The 24,249-nt window shown below is 69.5% G+C and carries 25 protein-coding genes; 16 read left to right on the top strand and 9 right to left on the bottom strand.

The genetic code is table 11. The features are described 5' to 3' along the window. The first annotated feature begins 6 nt into the window (after window positions 1-6). On the top strand, window positions 7-396 hold the full coding sequence (locus AD72_RS13455; protein ID WP_031466832.1) for a hypothetical protein: 390 nt from the start codon (window positions 7-9) through the stop codon (window positions 394-396). A 101-nt stretch (window positions 397-497) separates the two neighbouring features. Here AD72_RS13455 and AD72_RS13450 read toward each other — a convergent pair whose 3' ends face one another. Then, entirely contained in the window at window positions 498-1,298 is an 801-nt protein-coding gene (locus AD72_RS13450; RefSeq protein WP_031466831.1) for a poly(ethylene terephthalate) hydrolase family protein, read from the bottom strand. 91 nt (window positions 1,299-1,389) lie between these two features. Between AD72_RS13450 and AD72_RS13445 the strand changes: the two genes are divergently transcribed. The 3 genes from AD72_RS13445 (at window position 1,390) to AD72_RS13435 (ending at window position 5,245) form a co-directional block, all read left to right on the top strand. Continuing rightward, window positions 1,390-2,217: an alpha/beta fold hydrolase gene (locus tag AD72_RS13445; protein ID WP_037345731.1), complete on the top strand. Its 828-nt coding sequence runs from the start codon at window positions 1,390-1,392 to the stop codon at window positions 2,215-2,217. Window positions 2,218-2,346: 129 nt separating this feature from the next. Then, window positions 2,347-4,215: a glutamine--fructose-6-phosphate transaminase (isomerizing) gene (gene glmS, locus AD72_RS13440; RefSeq protein ID WP_031466829.1), complete on the top strand. Its 1,869-nt coding sequence runs from the start codon at window positions 2,347-2,349 to the stop codon at window positions 4,213-4,215. Between the two features lie 28 nt (window positions 4,216-4,243). Then, window positions 4,244-5,245 carry an NAD(P)-dependent alcohol dehydrogenase gene (locus tag AD72_RS13435; RefSeq protein ID WP_031466828.1) on the top strand — a complete coding sequence of 334 codons (1,002 nt, stop codon included), beginning with the start codon at window positions 4,244-4,246 and terminating at the stop codon, window positions 5,243-5,245. Here AD72_RS13435 and AD72_RS13430 read toward each other — a convergent pair. Continuing rightward, the gene (locus tag AD72_RS13430) at window positions 5,220-6,461 is read right to left on the bottom strand and encodes an MFS transporter (RefSeq protein ID WP_037345714.1); all 1,242 of its coding nucleotides are present in this window, start codon (window positions 6,459-6,461) and stop codon (window positions 5,220-5,222) included. The two genes, AD72_RS13435 and AD72_RS13430, sit on opposite strands and share 26 nt — an antisense overlap. Before the next feature lie 223 nt (window positions 6,462-6,684). Between AD72_RS13430 and AD72_RS13425 the strand changes: the two genes are divergently transcribed. Together AD72_RS13425 and AD72_RS13420 are read left to right on the top strand one after the other, a co-directional pair. Beyond that, complete coding sequence (locus tag AD72_RS13425; protein WP_031466826.1) at window positions 6,685-7,149, top strand: MerR family transcriptional regulator; 465 nt, start codon at window positions 6,685-6,687, stop codon at window positions 7,147-7,149. Further along, window positions 7,146-7,574 (top strand): carboxymuconolactone decarboxylase family protein, encoded by a 429-nt coding sequence (locus tag AD72_RS13420; RefSeq protein ID WP_031466825.1) that lies wholly within the window; start codon window positions 7,146-7,148, stop codon window positions 7,572-7,574. The genes AD72_RS13425 and AD72_RS13420 overlap by 4 nt, the downstream gene beginning before the upstream one ends. 17 nt (window positions 7,575-7,591) lie before the next feature. On the opposite strand, the gene AD72_RS13415 is transcribed toward AD72_RS13420, so the two are convergent. Continuing rightward, window positions 7,592-8,341 carry an SDR family NAD(P)-dependent oxidoreductase gene (locus AD72_RS13415; protein ID WP_031466824.1) on the bottom strand — a complete coding sequence of 250 codons (750 nt, stop codon included), beginning with the start codon at window positions 8,339-8,341 and terminating at the stop codon, window positions 7,592-7,594. Between the two features lie 83 nt (window positions 8,342-8,424). Between AD72_RS13415 and AD72_RS13410 the strand changes: the two genes are divergently transcribed. Genes AD72_RS13410 through tsaE form a run of 5 tightly spaced genes read left to right on the top strand, consistent with a single transcriptional unit; the run spans window position 8,425 to window position 13,088 of the window. Beyond that, window positions 8,425-9,021 carry a TetR/AcrR family transcriptional regulator gene (locus AD72_RS13410; protein ID WP_031466823.1) on the top strand — a complete coding sequence of 199 codons (597 nt, stop codon included), beginning with the start codon at window positions 8,425-8,427 and terminating at the stop codon, window positions 9,019-9,021. Between the two features lie 57 nt (window positions 9,022-9,078). Continuing rightward, window positions 9,079-10,515 (top strand): bifunctional ADP-dependent NAD(P)H-hydrate dehydratase/NAD(P)H-hydrate epimerase, encoded by a 1,437-nt coding sequence (locus AD72_RS13405; RefSeq protein ID WP_031466822.1) that lies wholly within the window; start codon window positions 9,079-9,081, stop codon window positions 10,513-10,515. After that, on the top strand, window positions 10,508-11,593 hold the full coding sequence (gene alr / locus AD72_RS13400) for an alanine racemase (RefSeq protein WP_031466821.1): 1,086 nt from the start codon (window positions 10,508-10,510) through the stop codon (window positions 11,591-11,593). Before AD72_RS13405 ends, alr begins: the two co-directional genes overlap by 8 nt. After that, the gene (locus AD72_RS13395) at window positions 11,590-12,645 is read left to right on the top strand and encodes an alpha/beta fold hydrolase (RefSeq protein WP_031466820.1); all 1,056 of its coding nucleotides are present in this window, start codon (window positions 11,590-11,592) and stop codon (window positions 12,643-12,645) included. The genes alr and AD72_RS13395 overlap by 4 nt, the downstream gene beginning before the upstream one ends. Further along, window positions 12,642-13,088, top strand: coding sequence for a tRNA (adenosine(37)-N6)-threonylcarbamoyltransferase complex ATPase subunit type 1 TsaE (gene tsaE / locus AD72_RS13390; RefSeq protein ID WP_031466819.1), 447 nt, complete (start codon window positions 12,642-12,644; stop codon window positions 13,086-13,088). The genes AD72_RS13395 and tsaE overlap by 4 nt, the downstream gene beginning before the upstream one ends. 47 nt (window positions 13,089-13,135) lie before the next feature. Here tsaE and sepH read toward each other — a convergent pair whose 3' ends face one another. Further along, the gene (gene sepH, locus AD72_RS13385) at window positions 13,136-14,071 is read right to left on the bottom strand and encodes a septation protein SepH (RefSeq protein ID WP_031466818.1); all 936 of its coding nucleotides are present in this window, start codon (window positions 14,069-14,071) and stop codon (window positions 13,136-13,138) included. Window positions 14,072-14,201: 130 nt separating this feature from the next. Continuing rightward, a complete protein-coding gene (gene serC / locus AD72_RS13380; protein WP_031466817.1) occupies window positions 14,202-15,311 on the bottom strand; it encodes a phosphoserine transaminase in 1,110 nt (369 codons plus the stop codon). A gap of 96 nt (window positions 15,312-15,407) precedes the next feature. Here serC and AD72_RS13375 point away from each other — a divergent pair, with 96 nt between their 5' ends. Then, window positions 15,408-15,620 (top strand): hypothetical protein, encoded by a 213-nt coding sequence (locus AD72_RS13375; RefSeq protein WP_031466816.1) that lies wholly within the window; start codon window positions 15,408-15,410, stop codon window positions 15,618-15,620. Window positions 15,621-15,633: 13 nt separating this feature from the next. Continuing rightward, window positions 15,634-16,164 (top strand): Clp protease N-terminal domain-containing protein, encoded by a 531-nt coding sequence (locus AD72_RS13370; protein ID WP_031466815.1) that lies wholly within the window; start codon window positions 15,634-15,636, stop codon window positions 16,162-16,164. An 88-nt stretch (window positions 16,165-16,252) separates the two neighbouring features. Here AD72_RS13370 and AD72_RS13365 read toward each other — a convergent pair whose 3' ends face one another. Then, the gene (locus tag AD72_RS13365; RefSeq protein WP_031466814.1) at window positions 16,253-17,626 is read right to left on the bottom strand and encodes a serine hydrolase domain-containing protein; all 1,374 of its coding nucleotides are present in this window, start codon (window positions 17,624-17,626) and stop codon (window positions 16,253-16,255) included. A 250-nt stretch (window positions 17,627-17,876) separates the two neighbouring features. Between AD72_RS13365 and pdxH the strand changes: the two genes are divergently transcribed. From pdxH to AD72_RS13350, 3 genes are read left to right on the top strand one after another with little or no spacing between them, the layout of a single operon-like run. Further along, window positions 17,877-18,536, top strand: coding sequence for a pyridoxamine 5'-phosphate oxidase (gene pdxH, locus AD72_RS13360; protein ID WP_031466813.1), 660 nt, complete (start codon window positions 17,877-17,879; stop codon window positions 18,534-18,536). A 54-nt stretch (window positions 18,537-18,590) separates the two neighbouring features. Continuing rightward, window positions 18,591-19,874, top strand: coding sequence for an MFS transporter (locus tag AD72_RS13355; RefSeq protein WP_031466812.1), 1,284 nt, complete (start codon window positions 18,591-18,593; stop codon window positions 19,872-19,874). A gap of 30 nt (window positions 19,875-19,904) precedes the next feature. Further along, window positions 19,905-20,189 carry a DUF1905 domain-containing protein gene (locus tag AD72_RS13350; protein ID WP_031466811.1) on the top strand — a complete coding sequence of 95 codons (285 nt, stop codon included), beginning with the start codon at window positions 19,905-19,907 and terminating at the stop codon, window positions 20,187-20,189. Window positions 20,190-20,192: 3 nt separating this feature from the next. On the opposite strand, the gene AD72_RS13345 is transcribed toward AD72_RS13350, so the two are convergent. Genes AD72_RS13345 through AD72_RS13335 form a run of 3 tightly spaced genes read right to left on the bottom strand, consistent with a single transcriptional unit; the run spans window position 20,193 to window position 24,152 of the window. Next, the gene (locus AD72_RS13345; RefSeq protein WP_031466810.1) at window positions 20,193-21,785 is read right to left on the bottom strand and encodes a phospholipase C; all 1,593 of its coding nucleotides are present in this window, start codon (window positions 21,783-21,785) and stop codon (window positions 20,193-20,195) included. Between the two features lie 22 nt (window positions 21,786-21,807). Then, window positions 21,808-22,992, bottom strand: coding sequence for a Dyp-type peroxidase (locus AD72_RS13340; RefSeq protein WP_031466809.1), 1,185 nt, complete (start codon window positions 22,990-22,992; stop codon window positions 21,808-21,810). Continuing rightward, a complete protein-coding gene (locus tag AD72_RS13335) occupies window positions 22,989-24,152 on the bottom strand; it encodes an EfeM/EfeO family lipoprotein (protein WP_082468929.1) in 1,164 nt (387 codons plus the stop codon). Before AD72_RS13335 ends, AD72_RS13340 begins: the two co-directional genes overlap by 4 nt. Between the last annotated feature and the right edge of the window lie 97 nt (window positions 24,153-24,249).

The raw sequence follows: 24,249 nt of genomic DNA, 5'->3' as shown, positions 1-24,249 counted from the left end.
GTTCCAGTGTTCGAAGAAGGCAGTCCGGAATGGCACCGGATCACCGCGCCGTTCCGGGACATCATCGGTGAGCTGCGGGAGCGCACGGATCAGCGCGTCGGCGAGCTCGAACAGGAACTGAACGAGTACGAGCAGCGTATCGCCGAGCGGGAGGCCCTGGCGCGCGAACAACTCGCGGAGCAGGAGAAGGCGCGCGCCGAACTGGAGGCCGCGAACCAGCCCGATCCGTGGAAACGCAAGACTGCCGACACCGTGCTGTCCTTCGGGCCGGACGAGGACGAGGCGGGCGGTTCGTTCAGTCCAGCGCCGCCACAGCCACCACCGAGGCGGACGCGCCGCCCCGCCCCCGAAGACGATGACGAGGACTTCTCGAACCGGTCCTGGCTACAGCACTGATCCCGGCAATCCCCAGGCGCCCTGTGGACAACTCTGTGGAAAAGCCTGTCGACAGTAGAGATGCTGTGGATAAACCCGTGGATGACAACGCTTATGGCTGTTCACGGTTGCGCGGAGTAGGCGAGGTCCGCGCCCTTGAGCTCGGCGTCGAGCAGTGCGTCGTAGCCGCTCGCCCCGGTCAGGTATTTCAGGAAGAAAGCGGTGAGCAGTGCCTTCGCGGTCCGCATCGATTTGTGGTTCGCCTTGCCGTGCAGCAGTAGCTCGGTCCAGTGCCGCCCCTCGGTGAACGCGAGGTGGCTCGCTTTCGGGGCGGTGCGCAGCTGCGCCGGTCCCGCCCAGGCCTTCGCGATCGGGGTCGCGTGCGCGGTGGTCGGCGCGATGAGGTCTTCCCCGGCGGCGATGTGCAGCGAGGGCATCGTGCAACGCGCGGCGAAATCCGCGGCCGAGGGCAGGGACTCCGCGATGGCGAGCGTGGCGACCGCGCGCACCCGCGGGTCCTCGGCGGCGAGCAGCACCGCGGCCGCCGCCCCCATGGAATGCCCGGCGAGGCCGAGCTTTTTCGGGTCGACGGAGATCTCGCCCTCGCCGAGCCGCACATCCGTGCAGATGTCCAGGGCCACCCGCAGATCGGCGGCGTACATCCGGTGCGAGGGCAGCGGCGAACGCTGGGTCGCCGGGCAGGCGGCCACGATTCCCCAGGAGGCGAGGTGGCGCAGCAGGCCCGCATACCTGGCGGGTGGCTGGAGCAGGCCGTGCCCGAAGGCCACCGCGGGCAGCCCGGTGCCCTCGACCGGGGTGAACACGTAGCCGGGAATACCGACCAGGGCGAGGTTCCCCCGCGCGACCGAGTGCGGTCCGGGCTGGCTGAGCTGGGTGAACAGCCGCTTCGGCGAAGACATGATCTGCACGGTAACCGAATCCGCGGGGTGGTGCGCCCAGTGGATACGGAAATTGTCGGCGGCATGCGGTAGAACTGTCACCATGGTCGAACATATGATCGAATGCCGAGTCGACGGGGTGCCCGTCCAGGTGCGGGTGGCGGGGGATCCGCGCTCGCCACCCGTGGTGTTCCTGCACGGCTGGCCGGAGTCAGCGCGCAGCTGGGCCAGGCTCCTCCCGCTCGCCGCCACCGAGCACTACGCCGTCGCCATCGATCTGCCGGGCGTCGGGGGCTCGGCAGGTGTGCTGACCGACGGTTCGAAAGACGAGCTCGCCGATTTCGTGCACGCGGTCCTCGGGGAGCTCGGCTTGCGCTCGGTCACGCTCGTGGGGCACGACATCGGCGGCATGGTCGTCTACTCGTACCTGCGCAGGCATCCGCTGCGGGCGGCGGTGATCCTGAACGTCGCGATACCGGGTGTGGAGCCGTGGAGCGAGGTCCTGCGCAATCCGGCGATCTGGCACTTCGCCTTCCACGGGGTGCCCGAGTTGCCGGAGCGGCTGGTGCGTGGCCGCGAGCGCGCGTACCTCGACTACTTCTTCGACGTGCTCAGCGCTCCCGGTTCGGAGGCGATCGGGGAGGCCGAGCGGGACGCCTATGCCGAGACCTATGCCACGTCCTCGGCACTGTCCGCCGGGTTCGGCTGGTACCGGGCGTTCGAGCTGGACGCGCGGCGCAATGCCGAGCGCACCGATCCGGTGGACACCCCGCTGCTGTACCTGCGCGGCGAACACGAGCGCGGCCGGCTGCCCCGGTTCGCCGAGGGGTTTCGCGCGGCGGGAGTCCGAGCCCTCGACCACGGGCTCGTGCCTGGCGCGGGCCATTTCGCACCCGAGGAGGCGCCCGACGAAACCTGGCAGCGCATAACCAAATACCTGTGAGGCAGCACCGGGCCGGGCCGCCTCGATCCACCTCCCGCGCTACCGGGCGTGGGTGTCCGGGAACGAGGGTGTTCAGCGGCACGTCGAGCCCCGGCGCCGCCGCGCCGACCGGTCAGTACCCTTGGCGGGGTGTGCGGAATCGTGGGATATGTCGGGCATCGGCCCGCGCTCGACGTGGTGTTGAACGGCCTGCGCAGGCTCGAGTACCGGGGTTATGACTCCTCCGGGGTCGCGATCCTGCACGGACGGGAGCGCGCCGGTGACAAGGCGAGCGAACTGGCTATCGAGCGCAAGGCCGGCAGGCTGGCCAATCTCGAGGAGGCGCTGGACGCCCAGGGCCGGGAACGGTTCTCCGGAACGGCGGGCATGGGCCACACGCGGTGGGCGACGCACGGCGCGCCCAACGACCGCAACGCGCACCCGCACCGCTCGCTGGCCGGGGATGTCGCCGTGGTGCACAACGGCATCATCGAGAACTTCGCCGAGCTGCGTGCCGAACTCGAACAGGCCGGGGTGGAGCTCGCCAGCGAGACCGACAGCGAGACCGTCGCCCACCTGATCGCGGCCGGATACACCGGCGACCTCACCGAGACGGTGCGGCAGGTGTGCCGCAGGCTCGAGGGCGCGTTCACCCTCGTGGTCACCCACCTCGCGCACCCGGACGAGATCATCGCCGCCCGGCGGTCCTCGCCGCTGGTGGTCGGTGTCGGCGCGGGGGAGCACTTCGTGGCCTCCGATGTCGCCGCGTTCATCGAGCACACCCGGTCCGCGGTCGAGCTCGGGCAGGACCAGCTCGTCCGGATCGCCGATGACGGCTACACGGTGTACGACTTCGACGGCGAGCCGGTCGAGGCGAAGGCGTTCACGGTCAACTGGGATCTCTCCGCCGCGGAGAAGGGCGGGCATGAGTACTTCATGCTCAAGGAGATCGAGGAGCAGCCGACCGCGCTCGCGAACACGCTGCGCGGGCACTTCGACGGCCAGCGGATCACGCTCGACGAGCAGCGCCTCGGCGACCAGGACCTGCGCGATATCGACAAGGTGTTCGTCGTGGCCTGCGGTACCGCGTACCACTCCGGGCTGGTCGCGAAGTACGCGATCGAGCACTGGTGCCGGCTGCCCGTCGAGGTCGAGCTCGCCTCCGAGTTCCGCTACCGGGATCCGGTGCTCGACCGGGACACCCTGGTGGTCGCCGTTTCCCAGTCCGGGGAGACCGCGGACACCCTCGAAGCGGTCCGGCATGCCCGGGAACAGCGGGCGCGGGTGCTCGCCGTGTCCAACACCAACGGCGCGCAGATCCCGCGTGAATCCGACGCGGTGCTCTACACCCACGCCGGGCCGGAGATCGGGGTCGCCTCGACCAAGTGCTTCCTCGCCCAGCTCGCCGCGAACTACCTCGTCGGGCTCGCGCTCGCGCAGGCGCGCGGCACCAAGTACCCCGACGAGGTGGCCCGCGAATTCGCCGAGCTCGAGGCGATGCCCGAGGCGGTGTCCCGGGTGCTCGAGACGGTGGAGCAGGTGCGTGAGCTCGGCCGCGGGCTGGCCAACTCGAAGGCGGTGCTGTTCCTCGGCAGGCACGTCGGCTACCCGGTCGCGCTGGAGGGTGCGCTCAAGCTCAAGGAGCTCGCCTACATGCACGCGGAGGGATTCGCCGCGGGCGAGCTCAAGCACGGCCCGATCGCGCTCATCGAGGAAGGCCTGCCCGTCGTGGTCGTGATGCCCTCGCCGAAGGGCCGCGCGGTGCTGCACTCGAAGCTGGTCTCGAACATCTCCGAGATCCAGGCCCGCGGCGCGCGCACCATCGTGATCGCCGAGGAGGGCGACGAGACGGTGCGCGCCTACGCCGATCACCTCATCGAGATCCCCGCGGTCCCGACGCTGCTGCAGCCGCTGGTCTCCACGGTGCCGCTGCAGGTGCTCGCCGCCGAGATCGCCCGCTCGAGGGGCTACGACGTGGACAAGCCGCGCAACCTCGCGAAGTCGGTCACGGTCGAGTAAGACTGTTCGGGTGACGGTTCCCGAACAGATGACCGTGAGCGTCCTGCGGGGCGTGCACGAGGTCGAAACCGAACAGCGCGCGGTACCGGTCCCTGCCGAGGGCGAGGTCCTGATCAAGGTCGCGGCCGTCGGCACCTGCGGTTCGGATGTGCACTACTACGAGCAGGGCCGGATCGGGGATGCGGTGGTCCGCGAGCCGCTCGTGCTCGGTCACGAGGCCAGCGGTGTCGTCGTGGCCTGCGGACCGGGTGCGCGCAAACACGTTCCCGGGACCAGGGTCGCGATCGAGCCGGGGGTGCCCTGCGGCCGGTGCGCGGAATGCCGGCTCGGGCGCTACAACCTGTGCCCGGACATGGTGTTCTTCGGGACCCCGCCGATCGACGGAGCCTTCGCCGAATACGTGACGCTGCACGAGGCGTTCGCCTATCCGCTGCCGGACTCGATCAGCGATGAGGCCGGTGCGCTGCTCGAGCCGTTGTCGGTCGGGGTCTGGGGCGCCCGCAAGGCGCGGATCGGGCCGGGCAGCAGGGTGCTGGTCACCGGGGCCGGGCCGATCGGGCTGATCGCCGCGCAGACCGCGCGGGCCTTCGGCGCGAGCGAGGTCGTGGTCACCGATGTGAACGAGCACCGGCTCGCCGTCGCCGGGGAGCTCGGTGCGCGCACCATCGATGTCGGCCGCGCCGAACTGACCGGGGTCGAGGCCGATGTGCTGCTCGAGTGTTCGGGCAATCCGCGGGCGACGCTGCAGGGCATCGCGGCGCTGGGGCGCGCGGGCCGGGCGGTGCTGATCGGGATGGGCGCCGATGAGCTCGCGCTGCCGGTGGCCCGGGTGCAGCAGTACGAGCTCGAGGTCACCGGCACCTTCCGCTACGCGAACACCTGGCCGACCGCGATCGAGCTCGCGGCGAGCGGGGCGGTGCGGCTGGACCGGCTGGTCACCCACCGCTTCCCGCTCACCGAGGTGCGCGGCGCGCTGACCGTCGCCGCGCGGGATCCCGCGACGATCAAGCCCGTTGTGGTTCCGGCGTGACCTCGGTTTCCGGAGTCGCCGGAGCCTCCGCGGTAGCGGCGGATCCGATCGCCGCCGGGGTCCGCACCGGCTTGCGGCGCTTGTCCAGCAGCCCGGACGCGATGGCCAGGCCGAGGCCGATCGAGGCGAGCACCGCGCCGAGCAGGTTCGGTGCCGTGTAGCCGAGCCCGGCGTCGATCACCGCGCCACCGAGGAACGCGCCCGCGGCATTGGCGATGTTGAACCCGGACTGCACCGCTGCCGCGGCCATGGTCGGGGCCTCCTCCGCGGAGCGCATGATCTTGGTCTGCACCGCGGGAATGGCGATGAAGGCGATCATCCCGATGAAGAACACCGTGATCATGGCGCTCACCTGGTTGTGCACGGTGATCGCGAACAGTGCCAGGGTCACCGCGAGCCCGCCGAGCGCGATGTACATGGACGGCATGAGCGCCCGGTCGGCGAGCCGTCCGCCGATCAGGTTCCCGACGGTGAGGCCGAGCCCGAACAGGGCGAGCGTGATGGTCAACCCGTCCGGGCCGATCCCGGCGAGGTTACTGAGCATCGGGGCGATGTAGGAGTAGGTCGCGAACACGCCGCCGAACCCGAAGGTCGCGATCCCGAGTGCGAGCCAGACCTGGGGTTTGGTGAACGCCCGCAGTTCGGCGCTGATGCGCACCTGGCCGTGTTCCTGCATCCGCGGCACGAGCAGGGCGACGCCGATCACCGCGATCGCGCCGATCCCCGCGATCGAGGCGAAGGTCATCCGCCATCCCGCGGCGTGGCCGAGCGCGGTCGAGGCGGGAACCCCGAGCACGTTCGCGATGGTCAGGCCGAGGAACATCATCGAGATCGCCCGCGCGCGCTGGCTGGAGTGCACGAGCTTGGCGGCGACCACCGAACCGACACCGAAGAAGGCGCCGTGCGGCAGCGCGGTGAGGACCCGGGCGGCCATCAGCGTCTCGAAGTTCGGGGCCATGGCCGCGGCCAGGTTGCCGATGGTGAACACCGCCATCATGGCCAGCAGCATGTGTTTGCGGGAGAGCCGGTTGGCCAGGGCGGTGAGCAGCGGGGCACCGACCACGACACCGATCGCGTACCCGGTGACCAGGTAACCCGCCTGCGGAATGGACACATGCAGGTTGTGTGCGATGTCCGGCAGCACACCCATGACGGCGAACTCCGTCGAACCGATGCCGAAGGCACCGATGGCGAGCGCGAGCAGGGCGATGGGCACAGCAATCTCCTGTTGCGATTGTGAGGTTTCGAAGACAAGGGGCGCGGCAGTGCGCGGGATACGTGGACCGGGACCCGAATGGTCACCAACTGAATCGATCCGCCACTCATAACGATTCCACGGAACCAGGGCTTCCGAAAGCGGTCGTGAACCGCCTCACTCCATCCTCGTGCGGCGGACGGCCTTGCGTTTGAGCGCACTCAAACCCCTACCGTCGGTCGGTATGGAACAGGACGAGGCACTGCGCCAGGCCCTGCGCCTGGCGGTGGATCCGCCCGGCGGGGTCTCGATCGAGGCGCTTCGTGAGCTCGCGCGTGATGACGACGCGACCGAGTGGGACATCGCCACCACGGCGGCGCACCTCGGGGTGAGTCCGCACACGCTGCGGTATTACGAGCGCATCGGTCTGGTCCGGGTCGCCAGGGACGCGGCCGGTCACCGCCGCTACGACGCGCCCGCGGTGCGCCGGCTGGTGTTCCTGACCCGGATGCGCACCTCGGGTATGCCGATCAGCGACCTGCGCCACTACATCGACCTCGTCGACTCCGAGCAGGACACCGTGTCCGAACGCATGGACCTGCTGCTGGAGCACCGGGACACCTTGCGGTCCCAGATCGCCCAGCTGCAGCTCGCCCTTGCCACAACCGAGTACAAGATCGCTCTCTACCAGGAGGTACACCAGCCATGACCGGCACCGCCGCGCAGCACGACATCGACAGCCCGGAGAACCTCGCCCGCCGCCGGCACGGGCAATCGGTGCTGTCCGAGATCGACGGACATCAGGGCGAGGCCGTCATCGACTCGCTCGCCGACATCAACCCCGCGCTCGGGCACCACGTGGCCGCGTTCTCGTTCGGGGACATCTACGACCGCCCCGGACTCGATCCGCGCAGCCGACAGCTGGTCACCCTCGGGATTCTGACCGCGCTCGGGGGATGCGAACCGCAGCTCAAGGTGCACATCGGCGCCGCGCTGAACGTCGGCATCAGCCGCGAGGAGATCACCGAAGCGCTGCTGCATGCCACCGTGTACTGCGGCTTCCCCCGGGCGCTGAACGCGACCTTCGTCGCCCGCGAGGTCTTCGCCGAGCGGGATGCGACGCCCGCGAGCTGATCCTTCTCCGCCGCGGGTCAGGCGTCGGATTCCCCGCCGTCGACGAACAGCTCGGTGCCGGTGATGAAGCTCGCCCGGGACGAGGCCAGGAACAGCACCGCCTCGGCGATCTCGGCCGGTTGCCCGAGCCGGCCGAGCGGGACCCGGCGGGCCTCGTCGTCCAGCAGGGCGCGTGCCTGGTCCGGATCGGCCGCCAATCCGGCGAGCCCCGGGGTTTCGGTCGGTCCCGGGGTCACGGTGTTGACCCGGATGCCCCGCTCGGCGAGCTCCTTCGCCCAGACCCGGCCGAACTGGCGGATCGCGGCTTTGCTCGCCGAGTAGACCCCGAACGCGGCGGTGGCCCGCGCGGCCGAGGTCGATCCGATGAGCACGACCGAGGCAGCGGAATTGAGCAGCGGCAGTGCTTTCCGCACCGTGAAGACGGTGCCGCGGACATTGGTTCCGAAGGTGCGGTCGAAATCCTCCGGCTCGAGTTCTGCCAGCGTCCCGAAGGCACCGCCACCCGCGTTCGCCACGAGGATGTCGAGGCCCGCGCCGTGTTCCCGGATCGCGTCGTATACCCGATCGAGGTCCTCGAGGTTCGAGATGTCCGCGCGGATCGGGGTGGCCGAGTCGCCCAGTTCCCCGGCGAGCGCGTCGAGCAGGTCCTGGCGCCGCCCGGTCACGAAGACGTGCACGCCATCCCCGGCCAGTTCGGTCGCGATCGCGCGTCCGATCCCGGATGTTCCCCCGGTCACCAGGGCGGTCCTGGCGGTTGTCGGTGTCATCTGAGCCCCGCTTCCGTAGTTATTGACTATAACGTCCACAATACAGTTATGGACGTTATAGTCAATAAAAGTAGAATGGGTGCATGCCGAGACCGCGGAAGTTCGTCGAGGCCGAGGTCGTGGCCTCGGCCGGGGAGACCTTCGTGCACAACGGCTACGGCGGGACCACGATCGACGACCTGATGAAGGCGACCGGGCTGGGGAAGCAGAGCCTGTACAACGCCTTCGGGGGCAAGCGCGGGCTGTTCATGAAGGCGCTGCTGGCCAGCACCGCCGAGGCGATCACGGCCGTCGACGAGGCGCTGGCCGGTCCCGGCTCCACGCCGCTGGAGCGGATCAAGGCGCAGATGCTCAAGGTCGCGCTCGTGCTCAGCGACGACGACCGGCAGGACTCGCTGTTCACGAAGGCCACCGTCGAGCTGGGGCACCGGGACACCGATGTCGCCGCCTCGGCGCTGGAGGGGTTCACCCGGCTCGAAGGCATCTACCGGCAGTGCATCATCGACGCCCAGGACAGCGGCGAGCTCGCGGCCGAGGCCGACGCGCACGCCCTCGCGGCCTACTTCGTCGCCGTCACCCGCGGCATGGAAGTGCTCGCGGCCGCCGGGGTCAGCCGCGCCGAGCTGACCGCGATCGCGACGACCTCGCTGGCCGCGCTTCCCCTCGCCGAGGGCGCGTAGCTCGACTGTTTGCCCTGGTCATGCCGCTTGCATGGGGGCTGTGGCAAACTCGGTTGCGTGCGGGACGGGTACACGGTGCGGCGGTTCGGGGAAATCGAGGCGCGCGCGATCGAGCAGACGCCGGAAGGGGTGCTGATGCGCCGCGCCTCGTTCGCGGTCGCGCAGCGGGTGCTCGCGCTGCTCGGCGAGGCGTACGGGCGCCACGTGGTGCTGCTCGTCGGGTCCGGGAACAACGGCGGCGACGCGCTGTGGGCGGGGCATTTCCTGCGCAATCGCGGGGTCGGGGTGACCGCGGTGCTGCTCTCCCCGGAGCGAGCGCACCGCGAAGGCCTTGCCGCGCTGCGCCGAACGGGTGGGCGCACGGTGTCCGTGGATGCGGCGGCCGCCGCGCTGCGTGCCGCGGACCTGGTCGTGGACGGGATCGTGGGGCTCTCCGCGCGTGGCCCGCTGCGGCCCGCTGCCGCGGAACTGCTCGCCGAGGTGCGCGCGCCGATCGTGGCGGTGGACCTGCCGAGCGGGGTCGATCCGGAGACGGGCGCGGTGGACGGGCCCGCGGTGCGTGCCACGGCGACGGTGACCTTCCAGGCGCTCAAACCCGCGCACGTGCTCGGCGCCGGAGCGGTCCACAGTGGACGGACCGAGGTGGTGGACATCGGGATTCCGTGCGCCGATCCGGATTTCCGGCTGCTCGAGGCCGCGGATGTGGCCGCGCTGCTGCCGTTGCCTTCCGCGGCGGACGACAAGTACACCCAGGGGGTCACCGGGATCGCCGCCGGTTCGGCCGCCTATCCGGGGGCCGCGGTGCTTTCCGCATCGGGTGCGGTGCGCACCAGCCAGGGAATGGTGCGGTACGCGGGTTCGAGCGCGGACGCGGTGCGGGCGCGCTGGCCGGAGGTGGTCGGTTCGGGAACGGTCGGCGATGCGGGGCGGGTGCAGTCCTGGGTGGTCGGTCCGGGGCTGGGCACCGGGGACAGCGCCCGGTCGGTGCTGACCGAGGTGCTCGCCGCCGGGGTTCCGGTGCTCGCCGATGCGGACGCGCTGACCATGATCGCGGCGGATCCCACGGTGCTGGACGCGCGTGATCCGGGCACCCCGCTGGTGCTCACCCCGCACGCCGGGGAGTTCGCCAGGCTGGCCGGGGATCCGGGACCGGACCTGGTCGCGGCGGCCCGTGCGGCGGCCGCGCGGTACTCGGCTACCGTGCTGCTCAAGGGGAACACCACGGTGATCGCGGATCCGGAAGGTGCGGTGCTGGTGAACCCGGCCCGCGGAGCCTGGCCGGCGACGGCCGGTTCGGGCGATGTGCTCTCCGGGATCATCGGCGCGCTGCTGGCCTCCGGGATCGCGCCGGGGTACGCGGCCGCCGCGGGCGCCTACCTGCATTCGCTCGCCGCCGAGCTGGCCGCGGACGGTGCACCGATCTCGGCCTCGGTGCTCGCCGCGGCGATCCCGGCCGCGATCCGCACGATACTGGGAAGGGAACGTCATGAGTGAACGCGCGCAGGTCCTCGTCGACCTCGACGCGATCCGGCACAACGTCGCGCTGCTCGCCGAGCGGGCAGCGGGGGCCGAGGTGCTGACCGTGGTCAAGGCCGATGGTTACGGGCACGGCGCGGAGCCGGTGGCGCGCGCCGCGCTCGACGCGGGGGCCAGCCGGATCGGGGTCGCCTCCCTCGATGAGGCGGTTGCCCTGCGCGACAAGGGAATCACCGCGCCGCTGCTGTGCTGGCTGGATGTTCCCGGCACCGATTTCACCCAGGCTGCCGAGCGGGGTATCGAGGTCTCGGTGGCCAGCGCGGAACAGCTCGCCGCCCTTCCCGCCGGTCTTCCGGTGCACCTCAAGATCGACACCGGGCTCAACCGCAACGGCTGCCCACCGGCCGACTGGCCGGAGCTGACCCGCGCCGCCGCGAAGTCCGGACATCCGGTCGTGGCGATGTGGTCGCATCTGGCCTGCGCGGACGAGCCGGGGCACGCCTCGATCGCGGCGCAGGCGAAGCGGTTCGACGAGGCGTACGCGATCGCCCGCGATGCCGGGCTCGATCCGCTGCGGCACCTGGCGAACTCGGCGGCCACGCTGACCCTGCCCGAGCTGCACTACGACATCGTGCGCCCGGGGATCGCGACCTACGGGCTGAACCCGTGCCCGCAGCCCGAGGACCTGATCCCGGCGATGACCTTCCGGTCGAGCGTGGTGCTGGTGAAACGCGCACCCGAGGGAGAGTCCGTCTCCTATGGACACACCTGGACCGCGGACCGGGACACCACGCTCGGGCTGATCCCGGTCGGCTACGCGGACGGGGTGCCGCGCAGCCTTTCCGGGCGGTTCTCGGTGTGGTGCAACGGGAAGCGCCGCCCGGTGCGCGGCCGGGTGTGCATGGACCAGATCGTGGCCGACTTCGGGGACGACGAGGTGGCGCCCGGGGACGAGGTGATCCTGTTCGGCACCGGGGCCGATGGAGGGCCGACGGCCACCGAATGGGCGGACACCATCGGCACGATCGACTACGAGATCGTGACCGGGATGTACCGGACCCGGGTGCGGCGCGGGTACCGCGGAACGGGCGCATGAACGGACGGATCGCCGGTCTGGTCGGCGGGTTGCTCGGGGTCGCGGCGAGTTCGGCCGCGGTCGCCGGGCTGGTGCGGGCGCGCCGCGGCGGCGAGGATCCCTATGCCGGGGAACCGCTCGGTGAGCTGGTGCCGAGCCGGAGTTCCACGGTGGCCGCGGACGACGGGGTGGCGCTCGCGGTCGAGGAGGTCGATCCGGAGCGCGGCGGCCGTCCGGAGCTGACCGTGGTGCTGGTGCACGGCTTCGCGCTGTCCCGCAGGAGCTGGCATTTCCAGCGCAAGCAGCTGGCCAAACTCACCGGACCGCGGGTGCGCCAGGTGCTCTACGACCACCGCAGCCACGGGCGTTCCGCGCGCGCGATCCCGGGCTCGGCACGGATTTCCCAGCTCGCGCGCGATCTGGACGCGGTGATCCGCGCGGTCGCCCCGGACGGGCCGCTCGTGCTCGTCGGGCACTCCATGGGCGGTATGACGATCATGGAACTTGCCCGGATCCACCCCGAACTGTTCGCCGAACGGGTCCGCGGGGTCGCGCTACTGGCCACCTCGGCCGGGGATGTGGGCGCGCACGGCTTGCCGCGCTCGGCGCTGTCCCCGCGCAATCCGGTACCCAAGGGCGTCGGGCGGCTCGCCGATTGGCAGCCGGGGTTCGTGGAGCTGGTGCGCACCGCGGGCGATGGCGTCACCAGGCGGCTCACCCGCAGGCTTTCCTTCGGACCGGGCGAGGTCAGCCCGGCGCTCGTGCGGTTCATGACCGATATGCTCGCCGTGACCGGGGTCGCCGAGCTCACCGAGTTCCTGAACACGCTCGGCCAGCACAATCGCTATGCGGCGCTCGCCGGGCTCAAGCACAGTTCGGTGCTCGTGCTCTCCGGGGACGCGGACCGGTTGCTGCCCTTCGAGCACGCCGAGCGCATCGCGGCCGAGCTGCCCGATGCGGAACTGGTGCGGGCGCCAGGGGCCGGGCACATGGTGCCGCTCGAACAGCCCGACCTGGTCAACGCCTGCCTGATCGGGCTGTTGCAACGCTGTGCGGGAAAGGAGACGGCGTGATCACCCTGCCGGATGTGGACGCGACGCTGGCCTTCGGGCGCGGGCTCGGTGCCCGGCTGCGCGCCGGTGACCTGGTGCTGCTCTCCGGCCCGCTCGGCGCGGGCAAGACCGTGCTCGCGCGCGGGATCGCCGAGGGAATGGGGGTGCGCGGCCGGGTGAGCTCGCCGACCTTCGTGCTCGCCAGGGTGCACCCGGCAGGGGAGAACGGGGTCCCGCTGGTGCACGTGGACGCCTACCGGCTCGGCGGTGACCTCGAGCAGCTGGACGACCTCGACCTGGACACCGATCTGGACTCGGCCGCCGTGGTCGTGGAATGGGGCGAAGGGCTTGCCGAACGGCTCGCCGATGATCACCTGCTGATCACGCTGACCAGGCGGGATGACGACAGCCGCACGGCGAGCCTGGACGGTGCGCTCGCGGACCGGTTCTTAGAGCACGTCTGAGAACCCCATGTCCTGCTCGCGACGGACGAGGGTTCTCAGACGCACTCTTAGCGGTTGGAGCGGACGCCGAGTAGCACGTCCTCCCAGGCGGGAACCGCGGGCTTGCCCTTGCCTTTGCTCTTCGGCTTCGGCGCCGCGGCCTGCTGTTTCACGGGCTCCGGTTCCGGCTCGGGCTCCGGTGCCGGTGGTTCGGGCTCGGATTCCGGCTCCGGCTCGGGTTCCGGGGTGACCAGCTCGACCGGCGGGGAGAGGATCGGATCTCCGGCCGGGATCGGTTCGAGTTCGCCGCGCACCAGGGTGTCGGCCTCCTCGAAGTCCTCGGTGTCGTCCGAGAGGTTCGTGACCAGGAATTCCGGCTCGGTGTCCCGTGCGGGCCGGGAGGAGCCGACCGTGCGCAGACCACGGCGGGACTGTGGATCGAGCACGTGTTCGGCGCGCTCGTCCAGCGGAACGACCGTGCCCCCGTGCGCGCCGGGCGAGAAGGCCCAGTGCGCGCGGTTCTCCGAACGGCCCGCCTTCCAGGAAAGCTGCACCACCCAGCGCCCGTCGTCCCCGCGCCAGGAATCCCAGCTCGCGGAGTCGAAGTCCTGGCCCCAGTGTCCGAAGGCGTAGGCGGCGACCTCGGAAAGCGTCTGCACATCCGGGCCGTCCTCGCGGACCGGGTGCGCCTGCTGGGCGAGTTCGGTGGTCCTGGACCGCTCGAGCAGCACCGGGTAGGCGAACCGCTCCACCCGCTGCATCGGCAGGCAGGCGACGTGCGCCACGTGCTCGACGGATTCACCGGCCCGGATCCGGGCCTGGATTTCGCGCGGTCGCATATTGTGCTCCAACTCGATCTCGATCTGACCGAGCCGGGTCACGTCACCCCGGGCCGCGGCTCGCAGCTGGGCATCGGCGGGGATTTTGAATCGCTCGCCATGGGAGTCCTCGCACACGACGAACGTTCCGCTCTCGTCGAGCCCGACGATCCGCAACGATCGCATCCGCTACCTCCCAACACATGACCGGTCCCAGAGCACATCCACACGCAGAAGCGCTCTGCGACAACGGTAAATCGGCGCGCCGCCTTGACGTGGCAGGCGCGCCGATGACTACCGCAGTTTCATCGGGGCTTTACAACCGCTCGACGACGTAATCGATGCATTCGGTCAGCGCGGTCACATCGGCGGGCTCGATCGCCGGGAACATACCGATGCGCAATTGGTTGCGGCCGAGCTTGCGATACGGCTCGGTGTCCACGATCCCGTTGGCCCGCAGGATCTTCGCGACCTCGGCCGCGTCCACCGAATCGGCGAAGTCGATGGTGCCGACGACCTGCGAGCGGTTGGCCTGCTCGGTGACGAAGGGGCTCGCGAAAGCGGATTTCTGCGCCCATTCGTAGAGCCGGCCGGAGGAATCCGCGGTGCGTTTGGTCGTCCACGGCAAACCGCCGTTCGCGAGCATCCAGTCGATCTGGCTGGCCAGCAGGTGCAGTGTCGCGATCGCGGGGGTGTTGTAGGTCTGGTCCTTGCGGGAATTGTCCAGTGCGGTGGAAAGCGAGAGGAACTCCGGAATCCAGCGGTCGGTCGCGGCGATCTCCTCCACCCGCGCGATCGCGGCCGGGGAGAACAGGCCGAGCCACAGCCCGCCGTCCGAGGCGAATCCCTTCTGCGGAGCGAAGTAGTAGACGTCGAAGTCCTGCGCGGCAACCGGAAGCCCGGATGCGCCGGAGGTGGCGTCGATGACCACGAGCTCCGCGCCCTCGGGGCGGGTCACCGGGACCATCACCCCGGTCGAGGTCTCGTTGTGCGCCCAGGCCAGCACATCCGTGCCGTCCTGCGCGGCGGGGACCGGGGCCGAGCCGGGTTCGGCCGAGACGACGACCGGATCGGCGAGGAACGGGGCGCCGCCCGCGGCCTTCGCGAACTTCGCGGAGAACTCCCCGTAGCTCAGGTGTGCCGAACGCTCCCGGATCAGGCCGAAGGTCGCGGCGTCCCAGAAGGCTGTCGATCCGCCGACCCCGAGCACCACCTCGTAGTCCTCGGGCAGGGAGAACAGGTCCTTCAGTCCCGCGCGCACCCGGCCGACGAGTTGTTTCACCGGCTTCTGCCGGTGCGACGTGCCGAGTACATCGCCACCCTCCGCGGCGAGCGCGGCGAGCTGTTCGGGGCGAACCTTGGACGGGCCACAGCCGAAACGGCCGTCGGCGGGTTTGAGGTCGGCTGGAATCTGCAACTCGGTCATGGGCTCAGTCTTGCAGCAGTACCGCCGATCCGGTAACCCCCACCGCCGTGTCAATAAAGGTTGACGAAATTATTTATGTCAATGTAAGTTGACGACATGGCAGTACACACCGCGATCGCAGACCGGGCGGCGAGCCCGGACCCCTCGGTCGGCCTCCGCGCCGTCCGCGCCCTGCGTGACCTCGCCGAACGGCTCGAGACTCTGCAGGTGCGCAATGCGCGGGCGGCCGGCTGGTCCTGGCAGGACATCGCGACCGGGCTCGGGGTCTCCCGGCAGGCCGTGCACAAGAAACACCGCAGTATCGGATAACGAGAGGTAGGCCATGTTCGAACGATTCACCGATTCCGCGCGCAGCGTCGTGGTCCGTGCCCAGGAACAGGCGCGACAGCTGCACAGTGCCGAGATCGACAGCGCACACCTGCTGCTCGGGATCGCCGCGGACTATTACGCGCTCTCCGCCCGGGTACTCCGGGAAGCCGGCGCCCCGTACGCGGTGCTGCGGGACCGCATCGCGCGGCACGGCGACGGGCTCGACGCCGAGGCGCTGGCCATGCTCGGGATCGACGTCGAGCAGGTGCGCAGCAAGGTCGAGCGGGAGTTCGGCCGGGGCGCGCTGGACGCCCGGCCCAAACGGTGGCCACGCGGGCACATTCCGTTCACCAGGGCGGCCAAGAAATCCCTGGAGTGTGCACTGCGCGAGGCGGTGCACCGTAAGGACAACAGCATCGAGGACCTGCATCTGCTGCTCGGCATCATCCGCGCGGATCCGGAGACGGTGGAACAGCAGTGCGGCCTCGATGCCGGCGCCCTGCGCGCGGCCGCCCACGCCGAACTGGGCGACCAGGCGGCGTGATGGGCCGCTACGGCGTCGCCGTTCTCACCCGGCAGTCCACTCACACCGCCACAGGACCCGCCGCGCAGCCCAAGCCCGGGATACTCACCTAGGGCGACGGCAGATGCCAGCCTTTCTCGTCCACCCCACCTGGTACCGGCGCATCTGTGGCGTACGGCGTGCGGGTGAAGATGAACGTGCCGAGCCAGAGATGGTTCGGGTTCCCCGCGGCGTCCCGGTTGACCCGCAGGATCTCCCTGGTGAAGTAGCCGTCGAGGCCGATCCAGGTCCCGTCCCCGTACGGCTGGAACCGGGAGGCGCGGCCACCGCCGCTCATCGGGGACAGATCGAGCCAGCCATCGGGTAGCAGCCGCAGTGCATACGGCATCGGTCCCCAGTACCAGGGCCCGGTCAGTTCGAGCTGGCTGGTGTCCACGGCGGCCGAGGCGTGCCATTCGGCGCCGAGCCGAGGTTCGCGGGTCTCCAGGATGTCCACGAGATCGGTGACCACGGCGTCGATCTCGGGCCCCCGGGTCACGTTGGCCATCACCAGCGCGCCGACGTCGTCCCCGCTCGCGGCGAGCGAGGTCGCGAGGAAACCGGGCATCGAACCGGTGTGCCCGGTGAACCGCCTGCCCTGCCTGCGGAACAGCTGCAGGCCGAGGCCGTAGCCGCCGAGCCAGGCGTTGCCGTCGCCGACCATCCGCGGTTCGGACATCTCCGCGAGTGTGTCCCTGCTCAGCACCTCGGCGGTGTCCCCGGCGAAGAACCGGGTCCAGCGCGCCAGATCGGTCACCGTGCTCCACAGCTGACCGGCGGGCGCCATGGCCTTCGCGTCCTCGCTCGGTTCGTGCAGCAGCACATCCGCCCAGGGGTGCACCGCGAAGCCGGGCGCGTACTTGCCTTCTGGCCCGGTCGTGGTGCGGGGCATGCCGAGCGGGTCGAGGATTTCCTCCCGGGTTGCCTCGAACCAGGATTTCCCGCGCAGCTGCGCGACCAGTTCGCCGAGCACTCCGAAGCCGAGGTTCGAGTAGTGGAACCGCCGGTAGGGATCGATGCGCACGGATTCCGCGTCGAGTTCGGTGGCGAACTCCGGCCACGGCCTGCCCTCGGCGCGCTCCCACCACGGCCCCGGTGCCTCCGAGGAGAGCCCGGCGGCGTGCGCGAGCAGGGCACCGATCGTGCGGTCGCCGAACGGGGTTCCCGGCAGGTGCTTGTCGAGCTGATCGTCGAGCGCGAGCTTGCCCTCATCGCGCAGCCGGAGGACGAGTACCGCGATGAAGGTCTTGGTGATCGAGCCGATCCGGTACTGGGTGTCCTCGTCCGGACGGGGTCCGTTCGCACTGCCGTCGAGGGTGCCGCGCCCGCCCCACCACACCAGCTCGCCGTCCCGCACCAGCGCCCCGACGAGTGAAGGGGTGCGTCCGGCGCGCTGTTCATCGGCAAGCCGCTTGTCGAGTGCGGCCTTCGTCGCTTCGAGCATGCCGCCATTCTTCATGGCCGGGGTGACCCGGTGGTGCCGGGTGGACGAAGTCGGGGGCGTTCACCGATCACAGAGCTCTGCAGAACCAGCTCTGCAGAGGAAATTTTGCAAAGACTGTTCTGCAGGGCTCGGGGCGTTCCCGCGTCGTGCATCGTTCCAGGTGCGGCGTATCACGCGCCGGTAGCTTTCGTGACCAGCGCGTAGCCCGTACGGTCTGTGGACACGTCGTTTCTACCGAGAGGGCGAGCCGATGACCGACACCAACGCCGCGATCGATCTCCCGGCGATGCGAGTGTCCTATGAGCAGGGCGAATTGCTCGAGGCCGAGCTGGCCGCGACCTGGCATGAACAGCTGCAGGCGTGGCTGGACGAGGCGAACGGTGCCGGACTGCCCGAGGCGAACGCGATGGTGCTCGCCACGGCCGATGCCGATGGCACGCCGTCCTCGCGAACGGTGCTGTGCAAGGGCATCGATGCGCGCGGGGTCGTGTTCTACACGAACTTCGCCTCGGCCAAGAGCCGTGCGCTCCAGGACACCAGGCTCGCCTCGGTGACCTTCCCGTGGTTCGCGATGCAGCGCCAGGCGCATGTGCGCGGGACGGTGGAGAAGGTCTCGTCCGAGGAAACCGAGACGTACTGGCGCAGCAGGCCGCGTGGCTCGCAGCTTGGTGCCTGGGCCTCCCCGCAGTCCAGGGTGGTCGCCGACCGGGAAGCGCTCGACCTCGCGCTGGCCAAGGTGGAGCGGCAGTTCGCGGACACCGAGAAGATCCCGGTTCCCCCGCACTGGGGCGGCTGGCGGATCCGCCCGCGCGCCGTGGAGTTCTGGCAGGGCCGTAAGGACCGGCTGCACGACCGGCTGCGGTACCGCCTCGACGACGACACCTGGCAGATCGAGCGTCTCGGAGCCTGAGCACACCGGCACAGCCGGTAATTCGGTTGCGTCGGGTTTCTAAGCTGCTCAGACGTGGCTTCAGGGACCGGGTTTCGCGCACGTATCGGCTCGCTCGCGATCGATACCCGGCCACTGCGTACCGTCGCGTACCGGCGCCTGTTCCTCGCCAGCACGGTCACCTCCATCGGTACCCAGCTGACCAGGGTCGCGGTGCCGATCCAGGTGTTCGCGATGACCGGGTCCAGCGCCTACGTCGGCCTGGCCAGCGTGTTCGCGCTCATCCCGCTCGTGGTCTTCGCCCTGTGGGGCGGGGCGATCGCGGATACGGTGGACCGGCGCAAACTGCTGATCGGTACCAACGTCGGCATCGCGGTCACCTCGGTGTTGCTGTGGGTGCAGGCCTTCGCCGGGTTCGGCTCACTCTGGCTGCTTTTCCTGCTGCACGCGCTGCAACAGGGCCTGTTCGGGGTGAACGGTCCCGCGCGGAACGCCTCGATCGCCCGCGTGGTCCCCGAGCACCTGCTGCCACAGGCGGCCGCGCTGAACATGACCATGATGACCTTCGGGGCACTGCTCGGGCCGATGATCGCCAGCGCGCTCATCCCGGTGATCGGCCTTTCGATGCTGTACCTGATCGACGCCATCGCGCTGCTGGCCACCCTGTGGGCGGTGTGGAAGATGCCCTCGCTGCCACCGCTTTCCGGGCAGGTGCGCACCGCGGGGCTGCGCGATGTGCTCGACGGCTGCCGCTATTTCGTGCGGCACAAGGTATTGCTCGCCGCGATGCTCGCCGACCTGATCGCGATGATCGCCGGGATGCCGAGGGCGTTGTTCCCGCAGATGGCCAGCGAGACCTTCGGTGATCCGGGCGGCGGGATCGCGCTCGGCCTGCTCTACGCGGCGATCCCCGCCGGTTCGGTACTGGCCGGGCTCACATCCGGCTGGATTTCCCGGGTGCACCGGCACGGGGTCGCGGTCACCGTCGGCGTGCTCGCCTGGGGGGTCGCGATGATCGGCTTCGGGCTGTCCGCCTCGCTTCCGCTCGCCGTGGTCATGCTCGTGCTCGGCGGTATCGCGGACACCATGACCATGATCTTCCGCTCCGCCATCCTGCAATCGGCGGCCACCGATGAGATGCGCGGGCGCATGCAGGGGCTGTTCGTGATCGTGGTCTCCGGCGGGCCGAGCCTGGCAGACGCGGTGCACGGCGGGGCGGCCGCCGTGTTCGGAACGGCAGTGGCCACCGCGGGCGGCGGAGTGCTCGTCGTGGTGTGCATGAGCCTCGCCGCCTTGCTGTTGCCCGCTTTCCTGCGCTACCGGGCGGTCGGCGAGAACCGGTCCGCGGAGCAGGTGTAACGCGAACCTGCTTCCCGCCGAGGGACAGGCATGACAAAACCCGGCAAACTGGACGTCGAGTTTCGCGCCGTCCTGCAACGGAGCCCCAATCCCCGCGGCTGGACCTATCTCGTGTTCCCCGGTTCGGCCGAGTTCTTCGGCACCAGGGGGCTGGTCAAGGTGCGTGGCACGATGGACGGGCACCCATTCCGGAGCTCGTTCATGGCCCTCGGCGACGGCACGCACAAATTGCCGGTGAACGCGGCACTTCGCCGGGCCCTCGGGAAAGGACCCGGCGAAGAGATCACCGTGTTGCTGCTGGAGCGGCTGGCCTGAGAACTAACGCACCGCCCCGGTCTTCGGGTCGAGCAGCAGCGGCCGGGTGTTCGGCTTCGCCTTGAAGTCGAACATGTTCTCCATGCTTCCCGCGCGCGCGTCGTAGGAGCCACCGCCGACCGGGGCGACGTTCCAGTTGCGCTCCACGAACTTGATGATCGAGGTCTGGTCGGTCTGGGTGTGGTCGACGAAGTTCTGCTTGGCGTACGGCGAGACCACCAGGAACGGCAACCGGGGGCCGTAGCCGCAGCGGTCGGCGAATCCGCCGAGGCCCTGTTTTTTCGCCTTGCACATCGGGGAATCGAGCTTGGCGTCCGAGGAACCGTTGACGATCGGCGACCGCGCGTGGTCGTACCACCCGTCGGAGTCGTCGTAGGCGATCACCACGGCGGTCGATTTCCAGTCCTTGGAGTGCTGGATCTTGTTGATCTGCTCGGCGAGGAAGTGCTGTTCGTCGATCGGATCGGAGTTCCCCGCGTGTCCGTTCCGGTACTGCGGGGCCTTGAGGAAACTCACCGCGGGCAGTTCGTTCTTGAGCGCCGTGTCGAAATCGGTGAGGTCGTAATTGTGGTTGGCTTGCCCGTCCTTGCCGATCTCGGCGGGCGATTCCGGCGGCAGATGTTTCGGATTCGAGGTCGCCTTGTAGTAGTTGAACGGATCGTGGTGCGGCACGTAGTCCAGCTGTTCCTGCCCGGCGATGTTCTTGTGCTTCGCCCCGCAGACCTGGTGCCCGTCGTGTTCGCCGGTCGGGCGGAAGCCACCCTGGAACCAGCCCCAGCTGACCCCGCGCTCGTTGAGCCGGTCGCCGATGTTCTTGCCGTTGAACGCGGCCAGCTGGTCGTCGCTGGTGCGGTTCTTGTTCGAGCAGTCGTCCCATGCGGGATCGGGGTCCTCGACGAGGGTGCCGACGCCGTCCTTGTCCGGGGAGGCGACGGTGGCCTCATCGGGCGGGTTCACCTTGTCCCCGGTCTTCGGGTCGACCGCGTACACGCCGTGGGTTTGCCCGGAGACGAGGTCGATCGCGCCCGGGGTGGACGGACCGAACACGGAGTTGAAGGAATTGTCGTTGAGCGCGTAATGCTGTGCGTAGTTCCACATCGCCGTGACGGTGTTGCCGTCGAAATAGTCCATGACGAGCCCGGGCTCACCGAACAGCGCGGGCTGCCCCGTGCAGGTGTCGGACTCGGTGTTCTCGACGAACTTGTCCATCTTCCCGGCGTTGAAGGCCTTCTGCTCCTTGTCGTAGTCGTGCGACTGGTCGCAGGTGGCCGCTTTGTCCGGGCCGAGCCGTTTCGGCTGATAGGCGTTCGGGTTGTGGTGCAGCAGTTCCGGGGTGAGCCCGTTGATCTTCGGGGTCCCCGGTTTCGGTTTGAACGGGGTTCCGTCGGCATTGGTGGCGTTCGGATAGGTGCCGAAATAGTGATCGAAGGAGATGTTCTCGTCGAAGAGTACGACGAGGTGTTTGATCGGTGTCGCGGTGTCGTTCGAGGCTTTGGCGACGTTCACCTCCCCGCCGGTGCCCGAACACGCGGTGGCGAGCAGACACCCCGCCGCTGCGACGGAAATCAGGGCCGCCGTCCGTTTTCTCCGGTTCACCGTTCCTCCTCGTGTTCGACCCTCATCGGTCCTCGAACAAGGCACTGCCGAGATAATCGCGCTGATCGGTGATTCCTGGAAGGACAAAGAAGTAACCGCCACCAAACGGTTGAATGTAGTCCACGAGGGGTTCATCGATCAGCCTGGTTTGTACCGCTTCGAACTGGTTACGAATATCGCGCTGATAGCAGGTGAAAAGCAAGCCCATGTCCAGATTGCCCGCCTTGTCGATACCGCGGTCGTAGTTGTAGGCGCGGCGCAGGATGCGCTGTGGCTCGGTATCGGCCCGGCGCGGATTGGCGAGCCGGATGTGCGCGGTGATCGGGATCGCGGTGCCGACCGGATCCTCGGCGAATCGCGGCACGTCGAATTCGTGCTGCCCGTCCAGTGGGGCCCCGCTGTCCCGCCGCCTGCCGAAGATGTTCTCCTGCTCGCTGATATCGATGCGGTCCCAGAATTCCACCAGCATCCGGATCAGCCGCACCACCTGGAAGGTCCCGCCGTCCGGTGTCCACACGAGACCGTCCATTTCGGACCGGTCGCCCGCGTCCGGATTCGAGGTGCCGTCCCGGAAACCGAGCAGATTGCGCGGTGTTCCGTGTGGACGGCTCGGCGAGGTGAACCCGTCCATCTTCCAGCGTGCCTGCATCGCGCCCCTGGTGTGCTTGGCGATATCGCGCAGCGCGTGCAGCACGGTGTCCCGGTGCGCCGCGGCGAAGGTCAGGCACAGATCCCCGTGGCACTGCTCGGGATCGAGCGAGTCATTGGGGAAGGTGCGCATCGGCACCAGTCCCGGTGGTTTGCGCGCGGCGAGCCCGAACCGCCCGTCGAACAGCGAGGAGCCGACCGCGAGGGTCACGGTGAGCCCATCGGCGGGTACCTCCGGGCCGAGCACCCCGGAATCACTCGGCGCGTCCTCGATACCGACCGGTGCCGGGGAGCCGCCGGTGCACAGGAACCGGGCCCGTTCGGTGATCGTGCGCAACAGCCCGCGCAGATCCTCGGTGACCACGTCGAAGCTCACCACCAGAGCCTGTGCGGCGTTCGGACGCAGCACGCCGGGCTGATGCGGGCCGTGGAAGGGAAAGTGCTCGGGAGCGGCCGCGCCATCGGCGGTGCTCGCGGTGACCGCGCCGGTTGCCCCCGCCGCGCCCGCACCGAGCAGCGCGCCCCGCAGGAACGAACGCCGTCCCAGTCCCTCGCTCACGGGATCCTCCTCGGCGCACAGATCGCCGCGACGGGGGCGAGTCGTTCGGCGAGTTCGCTCAGTGTCGCGTTGATCCGTTCGCGCTGGAGGGCGGGCAGCGCGTCCAAGGGGGTCCAGCCACCGTCCGCGCGCCGTCCGGCGAGTACCGCCGAGCGCGCCTTGCCGAGCCAGGTGTCCACATCGGACATTCCGGGGTAGCGATCGCGCAGCACCCCGCGCAGGGTGTCCAGCACCGCACTGGTTCCGTCCAGGTTCGCCGAAACCGTGGCGAGGCTGGTGCCGCTGCCGTAATCGCTTGCCCCGGTCAGTTCGAATTGGATGGCGTCCTCCGAGATCTCGTGCGCGCGCAGCGCGAAGTCCTTCGGGTCGACCTGCATGCGGGCCAGTTCTCCGCGCAGCGAGCGCACATCCGCGAGCAGCCGGGCAGTCCAGGAAGCGACCTCGCTCATCGGTTTTCCGTGCCAGAGCGCGTATTCCACCCGATGAAAGCCGGTGAACTCCGGGTCGGTGACCCCGCCTTGGTGCCCGTCCGCGCGCCCGTCGATCGCATCGCCGAGGTCACCGAACGCGTCATAGGCTCCGCCGAGCCGTCCGTAGTCCTGGTGCGCGGTCAGCCAGGCGCGCTCGGCGGCGGCCCGATCGCTCGTGCCCGCGAGCGCCTGGGTATCGGCGAGCAGCACATCGAGGCCGTGGGTGAGGTAGTCCTTGTACTCCCGCAGTGGGCGGAGCAGATCGTTCTTGGTCACCGGGGCCACCGCGAGCGAACCCGGCCCGTGTGCCCCGGTGATCCGGAACCTCGGGCCATCGCTGACCCGCGTCTCGTCCGGCGCGCAGCGGAACGCGTAGCTCCCGTTCCCCAGGTTCACCCGCATCGGCCTGCTGGTGCCCGAACCGAGCGCCTCGACCTCCCCGTAGACGGCACCGCTGGACGGGTCGACCAGTTGCACGGTCGCCGTCACGGCCCCGGTGTTGCGCACGGTCACCGTCTGCGGTCCCGGATCGTGGGGGAGCGGGCCGTGTCCACAGCCGCCGCGGGAGACCTCGATGAACTCCTCGTGCCCCGCCGTGCGCTGGTGGCGCGCGAACACCAGGGAGCCGAACAGCAGCGCCGCCGAGACCACCATGGTGATGCCGACGAGCAGGCCTGTCCTGGAAAGCACGGCATCACGCTCCGGTTCGGCGCCAACTCGTTCCGCAGAACATGTTAAGTCCCTGTCAACCGTCGGCTCCGGTCCGTAACTCCGCTGCGCAGGGGTA

Origin of the sequence: Sciscionella sediminilitoris, from assembly GCF_000737195.2 — a bacterium.
GTDB lineage: Bacteria > Actinomycetota > Actinomycetes > Mycobacteriales > Pseudonocardiaceae > Sciscionella > Sciscionella sediminilitoris.
This window is presented reverse-complemented; position numbering and strand designations above follow the sequence as displayed.